Origin of the sequence: uncultured Maribacter sp., from assembly GCF_947500405.1 — a bacterium.
In the GTDB taxonomy this organism is placed as follows: Bacteria; Bacteroidota; Bacteroidia; order Flavobacteriales; family Flavobacteriaceae; genus Maribacter_B.
Genome location: NZ_CANMRY010000001.1, coordinates 253,911 through 267,703, shown reverse-complemented (window position 1 = coordinate 267,703; position 13,793 = coordinate 253,911). Strand labels below are relative to the sequence as shown.

Annotated in this window: 12 protein-coding genes; 3 read left to right on the top strand and 9 right to left on the bottom strand. The window is 33.2% G+C overall.

Features of this window, described 5'->3' with window-relative positions:
• Window positions 1-42: 42 nt before the first annotated feature.
• From Q0945_RS01385 to folE, 7 genes are all read right to left on the bottom strand, one after another.
• The gene (locus Q0945_RS01385; RefSeq protein ID WP_299430009.1) at window positions 43-1,287 is read right to left on the bottom strand and encodes an ATP-binding cassette domain-containing protein; all 1,245 of its coding nucleotides are present in this window, start codon (window positions 1,285-1,287) and stop codon (window positions 43-45) included.
• Complete coding sequence (locus Q0945_RS01380; RefSeq protein WP_299430007.1) at window positions 1,284-1,802, bottom strand: GNAT family N-acetyltransferase; 519 nt, start codon at window positions 1,800-1,802, stop codon at window positions 1,284-1,286. Before Q0945_RS01380 ends, Q0945_RS01385 begins: the two co-directional genes overlap by 4 nt.
• 4 nt (window positions 1,803-1,806) lie before the next feature.
• Window positions 1,807-2,298, bottom strand: a complete 492-nt coding sequence (locus Q0945_RS01375; RefSeq protein WP_299430005.1) for a DUF192 domain-containing protein — start codon at window positions 2,296-2,298, stop codon at window positions 1,807-1,809.
• 8 nt (window positions 2,299-2,306) lie between these two features.
• Window positions 2,307-3,272 carry a prolipoprotein diacylglyceryl transferase gene (gene lgt, locus Q0945_RS01370; protein WP_299430003.1) on the bottom strand — a complete coding sequence of 322 codons (966 nt, stop codon included), beginning with the start codon at window positions 3,270-3,272 and terminating at the stop codon, window positions 2,307-2,309.
• A gap of 85 nt (window positions 3,273-3,357) precedes the next feature.
• Entirely contained in the window at window positions 3,358-3,582 is a 225-nt protein-coding gene (gene yidD, locus Q0945_RS01365) for a membrane protein insertion efficiency factor YidD (protein WP_299430001.1), read from the bottom strand.
• A gap of 10 nt (window positions 3,583-3,592) precedes the next feature.
• Complete coding sequence (gene cysS / locus Q0945_RS01360) at window positions 3,593-5,074, bottom strand: cysteine--tRNA ligase (protein ID WP_299429999.1); 1,482 nt, start codon at window positions 5,072-5,074, stop codon at window positions 3,593-3,595.
• 18 nt (window positions 5,075-5,092) lie between these two features.
• Entirely contained in the window at window positions 5,093-5,773 is a 681-nt protein-coding gene (folE, locus tag Q0945_RS01355) for a GTP cyclohydrolase I FolE (RefSeq protein ID WP_299429997.1), read from the bottom strand.
• Between the two features lie 137 nt (window positions 5,774-5,910).
• Between folE and Q0945_RS01350 the strand changes: the two genes are divergently transcribed.
• Both Q0945_RS01350 and Q0945_RS01345 read left to right on the top strand, forming a co-directional pair.
• Complete coding sequence (locus Q0945_RS01350) at window positions 5,911-7,716, top strand: T9SS type B sorting domain-containing protein (protein ID WP_299429995.1); 1,806 nt, start codon at window positions 5,911-5,913, stop codon at window positions 7,714-7,716.
• Window positions 7,717-7,828: 112 nt separating this feature from the next.
• Complete coding sequence (locus tag Q0945_RS01345) at window positions 7,829-9,295, top strand: T9SS type B sorting domain-containing protein (protein WP_299429993.1); 1,467 nt, start codon at window positions 7,829-7,831, stop codon at window positions 9,293-9,295.
• 49 nt (window positions 9,296-9,344) lie between these two features.
• Here the strand turns inward: Q0945_RS01345 and Q0945_RS01340 are convergent, their stop codons facing one another.
• Both Q0945_RS01340 and Q0945_RS01335 read right to left on the bottom strand, forming a co-directional pair.
• On the bottom strand, window positions 9,345-10,847 hold the full coding sequence (locus tag Q0945_RS01340; protein WP_299429991.1) for an aromatic hydrocarbon degradation protein: 1,503 nt from the start codon (window positions 10,845-10,847) through the stop codon (window positions 9,345-9,347).
• A gap of 33 nt (window positions 10,848-10,880) precedes the next feature.
• Complete coding sequence (locus tag Q0945_RS01335; RefSeq protein ID WP_299429989.1) at window positions 10,881-12,167, bottom strand: hypothetical protein; 1,287 nt, start codon at window positions 12,165-12,167, stop codon at window positions 10,881-10,883.
• 96 nt (window positions 12,168-12,263) lie between these two features.
• Between Q0945_RS01335 and proS the strand changes: the two genes are divergently transcribed.
• Entirely contained in the window at window positions 12,264-13,739 is a 1,476-nt protein-coding gene (gene proS / locus Q0945_RS01330; RefSeq protein ID WP_299429987.1) for a proline--tRNA ligase, read from the top strand.
• Window positions 13,740-13,793 lie beyond the last annotated feature (54 nt).

The window sequence follows — 13,793 nt, the reverse complement described above, 5'->3', positions numbered from 1 at the left end:
CTTAAGTAATTTTACTTAAGCCTTTTTTTTGACTAAAAAATATTATAAACGGGTTATTGTTCCTGTGGACCCTGCGGTAGAAGGAGTTAATAAATACTGGTATTGTGGTGTTAAATTATTTTCTTTTCTATGGGAAACAAATAGAATAGTGGTTTGCGATTCTTGTGCCATTTTATTCACAAGAGAAACTAATAAGCTGGCAGAAAAATCATCTAATCCTGTGGTTGGTTCGTCTAGTATAAGTAATTCAGGATGCTTAACCATAGCTCTGGTGGTCATAATTACTCTTTTTTGCCCCATAGACAACTCTTTAAATAAGGTATCTTTTAAATTTTCCATCTGCAAGAGTTTTAGCCATTGTTTTGCCAGTTGTTTTTGAACATCTGTTGGTTTTACATAAAGACCTATAGAATCATTAAAACCTGAGATTAGCATATTTTCTATAGTATGGTTGCCCTTAAATTTATCGGTCATAGAAGGGGTAAAATATCCAATACGTTTTTTTATATCCCAGATGCTTTCTCCACTACCTTTTTTCTTACCAAAAATATACAAATCTTGTCCGTAGCCTTTAGGGTTTTCTCCTGTTAACATAGAGAGTATTGTAGTTTTTCCACTACCATTTGCCCCAATTAATTCCCAAAAAGAACCACGGTCTATTTGCCAATTAATATTTTTTAGAACGGTTTTTTCTCCAAATGAAACTGTTATATTATTTAGTTTAATTAATACTTGTTCCGTATAATTAGAGTCGTTAATTGGAGGTGGAATAACACCTGTTAAGGTATTTTTATTTTTAAAAAAAGGAATAGAGCTTAATGAAGAATATGTTTTTAGAGTTTCATTTTCTAAAACTGCAAAATGGGTAAGAAATGGCAGTTTGTCTTCTTTTCTACTTATTAGTTGTATAAAAGAAATTTTATCAGCTTTCTCTGTAAGTGTTTTTTTTATTTTTTTTTGGGACTCTATGTCTAGGTTGTCAAAAACATTATCTAAGATAATTACTTTATTATCTGTACTAAGAAGATGTTTTAAAAGTGCTTTTTTTTGTTCTCCACTAGACATGGATTTTAAAGGTTGACTGTTTTCTTTAGCAATAGTTTTACTGTCATAACGGTCTTCGTCTTCAATTAGTTGCGCAATAGTTATTTTAGAAAATAAAGCTATTTTATTGCCAATATAAGATGCTATATTTTGATAAGAGCTGTTTATTAAAAACTCATGTATCAATTTCTTTTTGTTTGACGTATTAGTAATATAAATTCCCCAATGGTGGTTGTTTTTCATAATAGTACTCTAAATATATGTACGGGATTATTTTTATATGTAGTTGTTTTGTCTAAATGCATGCCATTAGCTATGGCAACTTTTTGTGAAGGAATATTATCTATTTGTATAATGGAAATAATAGAAGTTGCAATTTTATTTTCTAATGCATAAGCTTTACATTTTTTAGCAGCTTCTGTAGCATAACCTAATTTTCTATATTTAGGAAGTATAGAGTAGCCAATTTCTATTTCTTTTATAGCGTCTACTGTTTGTACTAGTAGGCCGCACATTCCTATAAATTCTAAAGACTCTTTTTCTAGTAAGGCATTCATTCCCCCTAGATTATTATTATATCTATGAAATACTCCTTTAAAGTGGTTATTACAAGCAATTTTTGGGTCTTTATCTATCCCTTCCCAAAATTGGGTGCTTGTTGGGTCTTTGTAAAAAGGTAGCCATGAATTATAATCGGAAGGAATTATTTTTCTAAATATTAGGCGTTCCGTTTCTTTTTCTTCTAAAAGTAGCTTCACAGATTTAAAGTTTGGTAAACTCTACAGTATCTCCAACTTCTAAAATCCATTTTTCGGCTAATCCTGCATTTACTTCTAAAACGTATTTTACAGGAACAATAGAGGATAATGAAGTTTCGTCTAGTGGTTTTGCATTTTCTTGAAAACTAGCAATTTTTAAATTTTCATCAATATATATTATATCTAATGGAAATTGCGTGTTTTTCATGTAGAAAGAATGCATTCTTACATCTGGAAATATAAAAAGCATTCCTTCATTGGTAGCCATACCTTTTCTGTACATAAGACCCGTTTGGGTCTCATATTCCGTTTCTGCAATCTCAATATTTAATTTTGTTAAGACAGAATCTTTATCCCCTTTACGTATGGTTAGTGTGCCTTCTTTCTTAAATTCTATTGCGGCAGTTTTAACTATTTTTTTATTTTCCGTTTTACAAGAAAATAAGGTTGCAGCCACAAATATTATGAATAATAAAGAGTTTCGTAAAGATTTCATCTTAAATATTATTTTGAACTTAATTTAGATGGTTTGAACATAAAATAGAAACCAATAATTATAAAAGGAATACTTAGCCATTGTCCAGTAGATAGTAATCCTAAAGATTCTTCAAAACCACCTTGACTTTTCTTAACAAATTCTACAATAAATCTAATACTCCAAAGAAGAACTAAAAATAAACCTAATAAATAACCAGATTTATCTTTTTTATCTGTTTTCCAATATAAAAAGTAAAGAATTATAAAAACAAAAATATAGCTTATTCCTTCATATAATTGTGCAGGATGACGATATGGAATTTCTTCTAAATATTGTGCAAACTTAGGGTTGTTTTCTATGGCTGCGTATGCTGCGTTTAATGTTTTTTCTTTTGTTATTGCGAGTGCTTTAGACGGGTGTAAATCATCCGAGTCTCTAATAAAACGAGTGGCAAATGCAAATGATTTTTCTACAGGTTTTCCGTTGATTTCAGAATTAAAGAAGTTTCCTAAACGCACACAAAAAGCACCTATAGATACAGGAACAACCAATCTATCTAATATCCATAAAATTTTAAACTCTGGAAATTTTCTAGTGTATAAATACATACCAATAATAATACCAATAGTAGCACCATGACTTGCTAGACCGGTAAAACCTGTAAATTCATAGCCACTAATAAAACCAAATAAAGCACTATTTGCAGACTCTCTTATTGGTAACAAGATTTCAATTATATGGTTTTTGTAATACGGCCAATCATAAAAGAAAACATGGCCTAGACGAGCGCCAAGCATTGTGGCTAATACCGTATAAATAAAAAGAGAATCTAACTGCTCTACAGTTTTCTTTTCATTCAAAAATATTTTTTTCATTAAATACCATCCTAAAGCAAAAGAGGTAATCCATAATAAATTGTAATATTTAATCTGAATGAAACCTATATTAAAAAGAGTTTCATTGGGATTCCAAGTAAAGCCTAAGAAAAACATAGTTGTGTTTTGTTTTTTTATGAATGCCTAAGATAAGTAATTACTATTACCTACTTAGGAGTTAAATGTTAGTATTTTTTTAAATTTATGGTACAGGATCATATCCTTTTCCTCCCCAAGGATGGCAGCTAAATATTCTTTTTGTTGCTAGCCACCCTCCTTTAAAAAGGCCATGTTTTTTCATGGCTTCTAAAGTATACTGAGAACATGTGGGGGAGTAGCGGCATGTTGCAGGCGTAAAGGGTGATATTGCAGTTTGGTAAAACTTAACTAAAAAAACAAAAGGTGCTATTAGTATTTTTTTTGCCATACTTTTTTAATTACAGAATATTAAAAGTAGTGCCTTCTTTTCCATCTTTTAATTCTATCCCCATTTCAGCTAATTGGTTTCTAATTTTGTCTGATGTAGCAAAATCTTTATTCTCTCTAGCTTCTTTTCTTAATTCAATTAAAAGTTCTACTACACCGTCTATTTTATTACTGCTATTATCTGTAGTGTTTTTGTCTTCTAAACCAAGAACATCAAAAACAAAACTGTTAAGTGTTTCGGTTAGTATTGTTTTGTTTTCTTGCGTAATACTTCCTTTTTCTTCTTTAATAAGGTTAATTTGTTTTACAGCTTCAAATAATTTTGCAATAAGTATTGGACTATTAAAATCATCGTTCATGGCATCATAACATTGTTGTCGCCATTGTTCTATATTAAAAGTAGAGTTGTTTTTTACAGGTAATTTATTTAAGCTGTCTATAGCCTCCATAAGTTTGTTAAACCCTTTTTCTGATGCTAAAAGGGCATCATTACTAATATCTAAAATACTAGTGTAGTGTGCTTGCATCATAAAAAAACGAACCACAGAAGGAGAAAAAGCTTTACTTAAGAAAGTGTTTTCTCCAGTAAAAATTTCATTTGGTAATATACTGTTTCCAGTAGATTTTGCCATTTTTTTACCATTTAAAGTAAGCATATTGGCATGTAGCCAATAATTAACTGGAGAGTGTCCGTTGCAAGCTTCTGCTTGTGCAATTTCACATTCATGATGTGGGAATTTTAAATCCATTCCACCACCATGTATATCAAAAGTTTCTCCCAAATATTTTGTGCTCATTGCTGTACACTCTAAATGCCAGCCAGGAAAACCATCTCCCCAAGGAGAAGGCCAACGCATAATATGTTCTGGTTCTGCTTTTTTCCATAAAGCAAAATCTTGCGGATTCCTTTTTTCACTTTGTGCTGCTAATTCACGAGTATTAGCAATCATGTCTTCTAGTTTTCTCCCGCTAAGTTTTCCGTACTCCTTTTTTTCATTAAAAGTGGTTACGTCAAAATAAACAGAGCCGTTTACTTCATATGCAAAGCCATTGTTTATAATTGTTTTAATGATTTCTATTTGTTCAATTATATGTCCAGTAGCAGTAGGTTCTATGCTTGGAGGAAGAAAATTAAATTTTTCTAAAATATTATGAAAGTCAACCGTGTAACGTTGTACAACTTCCATCGGTTCTAATTGCTCTAAACGTGCTTTTTTAGCAATTTTGTCTTCTCCATCATCTGCATCATCAACCAAATGGCCAGCATCTGTAATATTCCTTACATACCTTACTTTAAATCCCAGATGCTTAAAGTATCTAAAAATCATATCAAAGGACATAAATGTTCTACAGTTTCCTAAATGGACATTGCTGTAAACTGTAGGCCCACAAACATACATACCTATGTGGCCTTCATTTATGGGTTTAAAAACTTCTTTTTTTCCACTAAGGGAATTATATATTTTTAAAGTCTGATTTTTAAATGCTTGCATTTTGGAAAGGGAATGGTATTAAAATTTAGTTTCTAGTTGAATAAAATTTAAAAATTCTCTACGAACGGCTTCTTCTTTAAATTTTCCACCATATTCTGCAGTAACTGTACTGCTTTCTATATCGCTAATTCCTCGAGAATTTACGCATAAATGCTTAGCGTCAATAATACAAGCAACATCTTCCGTGCCTAAAACTTTTTGCAATTCTTTTACAACCTGAATAGTAAGTCTTTCCTGTACTTGAGGTCTTTTTGCGTAATAATCTACAATACGATTCATTTTAGAAAGGCCAACTACAGAACCACAAGAAATATATGCAATATGAGCCCTACCAACAATTGGTAATAAGTGGTGCTCACAGGTAGAGTAAAGAGTAATGTTTTTTTCTACAAGCATTTCTCCATACTTGTATTTATTATCAAAAGTAGATGCTTTAGGCTTGCGGTCTGGGTGTAATCCGCCAAAAATTTCATTAACAAACATTTTTGCTACTCTATTAGGAGTTCCTTTTAAACTATCGTCATTTAAGTCTAAACCTAAGGTGTGCAAAATATCGGTAACGCTAGCTTTAATCTTTTCTATTTTCTCTTTGTCATTTAGAGCAAATGCATCTTCTCGCATAGGAGTGTCTTCTGCAGAGGATATATGGTCGTCTCCCATGTTATCAAATTGCTCTTCTAATGTTGTGTCGATTTTCATTTAAATTCAACTTTAATGGAAGCGCAAAGATATACATAATATGGCACTTTATACTATATTCTAGTGCTTACACAACATAAATTAGTGTTAAGAAAACAGGTTGGTTATTTTTAGGAATTACAAATTTGTATATGTTTATGAACCGTTTAGGTGCAGTAATATGTTTTCTTTTTTTTGCTTCTGGTTTGTTGCTAAATGCTCAAGTTTCTCCAGATTGCTCTAATGCTATTCCAATATGTAATAATACACCAGTAAATGGTGGTACAACAGGTTATGGTGTAGATGATTTTAGTGGAGCTACAGAAAGTGGTTGTTTACGACAAACAACATCCGGAGTAATAGAGACTAATTCTGCTTGGTATAAGTTTAGAACTGGTGCTAGCGGGCAGTTGGGTTTCAATATAGGTTTTGATACTTCTGAAGATTGGGATTTTGCATTATATGAAGCATCAGATTGTAATAATTTAGGAATGCCTGTTCGTTGCAATTTTTTTGATAATACCGATGCCAATACCTATATGGGGGTTGGTGTGGATCCAACAGGAGATGAAGATACTTTTTTGTATGAAGAATGGCTACAGGTAGAACCAGGAGAAGATTATTTGTTGCTGATAAATAATTTTAGTAATACAAACTCAGGTTTTTCTATTCAGTTTTCGGGGAATATTTTTGTTACAAACCCTAATAATGCTTTAGATTGTTCTATAATTAATAATTTATTAGGGCCGCCTGTATCTGCTTGTGATACAGATACGGTTATTTTAGACGCAACAACAGCTACCGCTATTGGTTATGAATGGTATTTAGATTTAGGAACAGGATTTTCAAGAATACCTGGTGAAAGTGCACCCACATTAAATGTTGCGGTTTCTGCATTATATCGTGTTCTTGTTGTAATGCCTTCAGGAAATAATATTGTTAGTGAGGCACAGGTGGCTTTTTCACCATCGCCAGTTACATATCCTTTGCAAGATGAAGTTTCTTGTTCTGGAAATTCACAAATTAATTTACAATTAAAAGATTTGGAAGCATTAGGAACGCAAAGTTCTAGTGATTTTAGAGTTAGTTATCATACATTACAAAATGATGCAACAAATGGTGTAAATCCATTAGAGAAAGAAGGTACAGTTTTAGTAGGTACGCAAACCATTTATGTTCGCACAACTTCTATAGAAAACCCTAAGTGTTTTGATGCCTCCGAGAGTTTTAGATATACAAGTGTAGAAACCCCTGTTTTAACTTTTGATGAAGAATTGTTTTTATGCGCCAATGAGACTTCTGGAACTATAGGGGAGTTGTCTCCAAATTCAAATTATACATATAGTTGGGATACAGGAGAAACATCTTCTAGCATTATTGCAAGTCAATCTGGGATTTATACTTTAACAGCAATACATACAAGCAATGGTGTAAGTTGCACAAATACAAGAAGTGTTACTGTTGTTAAGTCGGATCTACCAGAAATAATAGATGTTAAAATAGAGGACTTGCAAAGTAGTAATACTGTAGAAGTGTTTATAAATTTAGAAGGCGAGTATAGCTATCAAATGGATGAAGAAACAGTGCAACAATCTAGACAATTTAGTAATGTGTTACCTGGTAGGCATACTGTAAAAGTGATAGACCCTAAAGGTTGTGGTGAAGTAGCCGAAGAAATTGTAGTGATAGGTTTTGAAAAATTCTTTACACCAAACGGAGATTCTATTAATGATTACTGGCAAATAAAAGAAATTGCAGAATTGCAAAATCCACAGGTATATATTTATGACCGTTTTGGTAAATTTTTATACCAATTTGGAAGTGCTTCAAAAGGTTGGGATGGCACCTATAATGGAGTGCCTTTACCTGTAGCAGATTATTGGTTTAAATTAGATTATACAGATGAAAATGGGCAAACTCAAACTGCAAAATATATAAATAATCATTTTTCTTTAAAACGATAATTTTCTAGCCTTGGATAGGATATTTTATGTTATTCATCGATTAAGTGTCTAATTTTTACGTTTAATATACTAAACTGATGGTGTACTAGTTATAGTAGTAATCTCTAATGTAATGTTAGCACCACAATCTATGCGATTACCTTATTTAACGATTATTTGTTTTTTATTTATTTTGTTTAATACAAATGCGCAACAAAATTCGGCAGACTGTAGGACTGCAATTCCAGTCTGTGCAGATGCTCCTATTTTTTCTGAAGCTGATGGAGGTGGAGATATAGATGATTTTGACCCAGATGTAGTCAGGGAGTCCGGCTGTTTAGAAAAAGGAAGTATTTCTTCTGCAAACATAGAAAACAATACATCTTGGTATGTTTTTAGAGCTGGTACTGGCGGACAAGTTGGTTTTGATATAGAATCTTTACCAATTGGCGGTGGTAGTGGAACACCAACTGCAGAATGGGATTTTGCAGTATATGGTCCAGATGTAGATTGTGGAGATATTGGTAGCGGAGTAGCGCAGCCAATTAGATGTAATTACGAGGTAAATACTACAAATTTTACAGGGGTAGGAGTAAATCCAGAAAATGGTCAAGAAGGAGCACCATTTTTAACTGGTAGCCAAAATACTTATGACGAATGGTTAGATGTAGAGCCTGGTGAAATATATTATATCTTAATAAATAATTTTAATACTAATTTTGATGGTGACCCTGAGCCTTATTCATTAACATTTACAGGGAGCTCTGTAGAAGCAGATCAAAATACAGCTTTAGATTGCACTTTGCGTGATGAATTTTTAGGATTAGACATTGTTGCTTGTGAAGGGGATCCAGATATTACATTAAGTGCACTTAATTCCCCTGCGGGTTCAGATATAGGAAGTGTAGAGTGGACGGTAGATTATGAAGATGATGGGCAAGTTGATGCTACTTTGCCAGGTTCTGGAGATTTTGGAGCAGAATTAGTAGTAGTAAGTCCAAATTCAGGAAGGTATTTTGCGGTAATTACTACTGCTAGTGGTACGCCCCCTACTGTTGCTGATGATGGAGGGGTGTTAATTACTTTTCATGGAGAGCCAGTACTAGATAGAGTAGAAATTTTAGAAACAAACTTATCTGCAGATCCAGATAAGAATAATATAGAGATTTTCGTGGTTGGTAATAGTAAATATGAATTTGCAATAAATGGTGGGGAATTTCAGGATGATCCCATTTTTAATGATATTCCGCCAGGTTTAAATACACTAATTATAAATGATAAGAATGGTTGTGGAATTACAGAGCCTATAGACTTTTTTATAATAGGATATCCAAAATTCTTTACACCAAATAGTGATGGATTTCATGATTTCTGGAATGTTTTAGGTATTGATAGGTTAACCGATGCAAGAGTATTTATTTTTGATCGTTATGGAAAATTGTTAAAACAGTTAGATGCTAATACAATTGGTTGGGATGGTACCTATAATGGCAGGCAATTACCTTCTACAGATTACTGGTTTAGGTTAGAATATACCGAGGATGAAGGTGGTCTTATAGTCGCAAAAAATCGAAAGACACATTTTACATTAAAAAGATAAAACAAAAAAAGAGCCCTTATAGGCTCTTTTTTTATAAATGCTTTAATTTTTAGAAGTTTAAAGTATAGCTAATAGTAGCATTTGTATTAATCCTATTTACAACGGCAGGAGTTGTAAGTCCTGTTGTAAATAGTAATTCACTCACATCTTGGTCAGTTCTACTTAATCCAAAATCTAATTTACTTCCTCCAAAGTTAAATCCTATTCCCCCAGAAAATCCACTTAAATCTCCAGTAAAATTGTTGTTGCTATATGGGCTTTGTTCGTAACGATATCCAGCTCTTAAGCTAACTAATGCTATTCTATATTCCCCACCAATTCTTAATGTGGAAACACCTCCAAGAGTGCTGCTTATGTTGTCGTTTTCAATAGAAAAATTAGGGTCATTAGTGGGTCTAAATTCTGCTTTAGACATATCTTGGTAGCCATAGTCAAAACTAAGAAGTCCTTGCTTACCAAAAACAACGGCTAAACTTCCTGTAAGTTTACTAGGGGTTTTAAGAGTATAGGTGTCAAATATATTTACAACATTAAAATTAATAAAACCTATATCGTCATCTGCTAAGTCTGAATCTACTTTTTGCGAAAATTCATCATTAATTCTGTACCAAGTGGGAGTTTGGTAACTGCCACCAATACGTATAAATTGATTAAGTTTTGCAATAGCGCCAATATTTAATGATACTCCATTTCCTTCTGTATGTAAAAAACTATCAAAAAATGTTTCTTGTATAGGAGAGTCATTGTCATAGCCTCTTTCTGTAAACTCTTTAAGTTCATCATACACAATACTATGAAAGTTTAAAGAAGCTCCTAAGTATAAATTTTCTTGGTATTGTGTACCTATATTCAGAGTTATTTTGCTGTTGTATCCAGAAGTATTTTTTAAATAAGATTGGTTTACAGTGGTATAATTAGCATTTCTTGTATATTGATCCGTATCATCATTTTCATTAGCAGGGTCTAATATACCTCCATAATATCCTAGAAATGCTTGCTGACTTCCAAAACCTGCATTAGCACCAATATCTAAATAGGCATCTTCTAAAAATTCACCATCTTGTTTTAATATAGATCCAAAAGGAACTCCCTGTGCAAAATTTAAAAAATAATTATCTATCCCTTGTCTACTTTCTCCTGATGCAAAAAACTCATTATCAAAATTTGTAGCTAAATCATAATTTATGGCAAGTGTAATTTTTTTCCAATCACTATCGCCATTATTTTTAAGAACAAAAACACCGCCAGCTTGGTTTATATTTAAGCTATTTAATTTTGTTCCGTTTCCTGTATTAAAATAACTTGCATAATTATCTCTATTGTAGTTACTGCCAGATATAGTGAAAAGACTGTTTGTAAATACTGCAGATCCAGCAGGGTTCGTATTTAAAGCAGATAAGTCTCCGCCTAAGGCTCCAAATGCACCACTCATTGCATTGTAACGAGCTGTTCCTGTAGTGTTTTCTGTGCTATATCGTAATGCATCGGCGCTACTTTGGGCGCTTAATGTAATGCATGCCAAAAGACATAATGAAGTATATATATGTTTCATAGAATATTTTTTATCAATTAAAAGCTTAAAATACTAGTTTCTACCTCTGCTACTAGATGACCTAGAACCGCTACTTCTAGAAGAACTGCTAGAGCTTCTATAGCTACCACTACTTCTGCTAGATGAGCTACTTCTTCCAGAGCTGTAATTGCTGCTACGTGGAGAAGAACTTCTGTAGGATTGGTTGGATCTAGAACTACTAGATCTAGAGCTGCTTGTTCTAGGGCTACTTGTTCTGGAGCTAGAACTTCTGTACGAAGATGTTCTAGGTGCGGTACTTGTGCTTCTAGAGGTAGATCTTCCACTTCTGTAAGTACTTGACCTTGGAGAAGAACTTCTACTAGTTTGACTAGTTCTAGAAGAGCTATTATATCTAGGAGTAGCTCTGGTACTTCTACTTGTTCTGTAGGCTCTGTTTTGATCTACACCAACTGATCTGCTAGAGCTTCCACTTCTATAACTTCTAGATGTGGTACCTCTAGTATTGGAAGTACGTGTACTTGTGCTTCTATATCTTGGAGAACTTGTTCTACCAGAATAACTAGATCTAGTGGTTATTCTGCTAGATCTATTTGTTACATTACCTCTTGAGTAATATCCTCTTCTAGAATTATTGTATGCGTAGCTTCTATTGTATCTGTTAAATCTGTTACCGTAATACCCTCCATAACCATAATAGTGTGGATAGTTCCAGCGGTTTGCGAATCCGTAGCCGCCCCATCCCCATGGGTTGTAAAATCCGTAATTCCATGGGCTGCTGTATCCCCATCCGTAATCAAAATAACGGTTTCCCCATCCATATCCATAACCTCCCCATCCAAAATTGTTCCAACCAAAATTGTTCCAGCCGAAATTGTTCCAGCCGAAATTGTTCCAGCCGAAATTGTTCCAGCCGTTATTCCAACCGTTGTTATATACTGTAATGCTTACATCAGAAGTATTGTCGCCCCAATTACCATACCCTTCGTAATCATTGTTAGATGTGTAATAATCTGTTAGTTGTGCTTCGCTAATGCTATCATTAACCACTTTACTAGAATAAGAATCAACATCTGTAAAGATTTCTTCGTCTAATATTTCGTTATATTGATTTGCTTTTTCACCAAAGTAATCTGCGTAAGTATTGTTCTCTTTTTGTTTTTTTACGACAGTTCTATTTGGTGTACTGGTTTCTGTAGTTAATTCATTACCAGATGAGTAAATGCCATCGTTATCGTAATAAGAGGCTTGTTGGTAAGATCCACAAGAAACGGCAAAAACACCTAAAATAGCAAAGGAAAGCACTTTGTTAAAAGAATAGAGGGGTCTAGAATATATCATCGTTGTAAAATTAATTGTTGAACATAGTAAAAATAATTAGTTTTACCGAATTATTTTCAATAACATAAACACAAGTTTTGTGCCAAACTACATATAATGAGTAAAAAATTAACGAAGAGAAGCGAGGATTATTCTAAATGGTATAATGAACTTGTAGTAAAAGCCGATTTAGCTGAAAATTCAGGAGTTCGTGGGTGTATGGTTATTAAGCCATACGGTTACGCAATATGGGAAAAAATGCAAGCAGCATTAGATAAAATGTTTAAGGAAACCGGGCATGAGAATGCTTATTTTCCACTTTTTATACCAAAATCCTATTTAAGTAAAGAAGCTAGTCATGTAGAAGGTTTTGCTAAAGAGTGTGCTGTGGTAACGCATTACAGACTTAAAAATGCTGAAGATGGTTCTGGTGTTATTGTAGATCCAGAAGCTAAATTAGAAGAGGAATTAATAGTTAGACCAACATCTGAAACTATTATTTGGGATACGTACCGTAAATGGATACAATCTTATAGAGACTTACCATTATTAATAAACCAATGGGCAAATGTGGTGCGTTGGGAAATGCGTACGCGTCTTTTCTTAAGAACAGCAGAATTTTTATGGCAAGAAGGGCATACTGCGCATGCCACAGAAAAGGAAGCTATTGAAGAAGCAGAACAAATGATGCATGTGTATGCAGATTTTGCAGAGAACCACATGGCGGTGCCTGTAATTAAAGGAGTAAAAACAGAGAGTGAGCGTTTTGCAGGTGCTGTAGAAACGTATTGTATAGAAGCTTTAATGCAAGATGGTAAAGCCTTACAGGCTGGTACATCTCACTTTCTGGGTCAAAATTTTGCAAAAGCTTTTGATGTTAAATTTGCAACTAAAGAAGGAAAAAAAGAACATGTATGGGCAACTTCTTGGGGAGTTTCTACACGTTTAATGGGGGCGTTAATTATGACGCATAGTGATGATAGTGGATTGGTTTTACCTCCTATGTTAGCTCCAATACAAGTTGTGATTGTTCCAATTTATAAAGGGATAGAGCAATTAGATGCTATTTCGGAAAAAGTAAATCCGTTAGTAAAAGAATTACGTGTAAAAGGGTTTTCTGTTAAGTTTGATAATAGAGACACGCACAAGCCAGGATTTAAATTTAATGAGTACGAATTAAAAGGAGTTCCAGTGCGTTTAGCAATTGGTCCTAGAGATTTAGAAAATGGTACCTATGAAGTTGCAAGAAGAGATACTTTTGAGAAAGAAACGGTTGCAGCTGATGCGGTAATTTCTAAAATTGAATTTTTGATGGAAGATATTCAGAAAAACATACATCAAAAAGCATTAAAACATAGGAAAGACCATATAACAGAAGTAGATACTTACGAAGAATTTAAAGATGTTTTAGAAAACAAAGGTGGTTTTATTTCTGTGCATTGGGATGGTACTACAGAAACGGAAGATAGGATAAAAGAAGAAACAAAAGCAACTATTCGTTGTATCCCTATGGATGCAAAAGAAGAAAATGGAGTAGATATAATATCTGGAAAACCCTCTAAAAGAAGAGTGTTATTTGCAAAAGCATATTAATTTTTAAAAAAAATAAGTGCAGGTGTTGCGATAGTAAAAAATAATTGTATTTTT

Bases quoted from the DNA above. Each gene is read 5' to 3' on its own strand.
- cysS (WP_299429999.1), bottom strand. From the start codon at position 5,074: ATGCAAGCATTTAAAAATCAGACTTTAAAAATATATAATTCCCTTAGT.
- yidD (WP_299430001.1), bottom strand. From the start codon at position 3,582: ATGGCAAAAAAAATACTAATAGCACCTTTTGTTTTTTTAGTTAAGTTT.
- proS (WP_299429987.1), top strand. From the start codon at position 12,264: ATGAGTAAAAAATTAACGAAGAGAAGCGAGGATTATTCTAAATGGTAT.
- Q0945_RS01340 (WP_299429991.1), bottom strand. From the start codon at position 10,847: ATGAAACATATATATACTTCATTATGTCTTTTGGCATGCATTACATTA.
- Q0945_RS01335 (WP_299429989.1), bottom strand. From the start codon at position 12,167: ATGATATATTCTAGACCCCTCTATTCTTTTAACAAAGTGCTTTCCTTT.
- folE (WP_299429997.1), bottom strand. From the start codon at position 5,773: ATGAAAATCGACACAACATTAGAAGAGCAATTTGATAACATGGGAGAC.
- Q0945_RS01345 (WP_299429993.1), top strand. From the start codon at position 7,829: ATGTTAGCACCACAATCTATGCGATTACCTTATTTAACGATTATTTGT.
- Q0945_RS01350 (WP_299429995.1), top strand. From the start codon at position 5,911: ATGAACCGTTTAGGTGCAGTAATATGTTTTCTTTTTTTTGCTTCTGGT.
- Q0945_RS01375 (WP_299430005.1), bottom strand. From the start codon at position 2,298: ATGAAATCTTTACGAAACTCTTTATTATTCATAATATTTGTGGCTGCA.
- lgt (WP_299430003.1), bottom strand. From the start codon at position 3,272: ATGTTTTTCTTAGGCTTTACTTGGAATCCCAATGAAACTCTTTTTAAT.
- Q0945_RS01385 (WP_299430009.1), bottom strand. From the start codon at position 1,287: ATGAAAAACAACCACCATTGGGGAATTTATATTACTAATACGTCAAAC.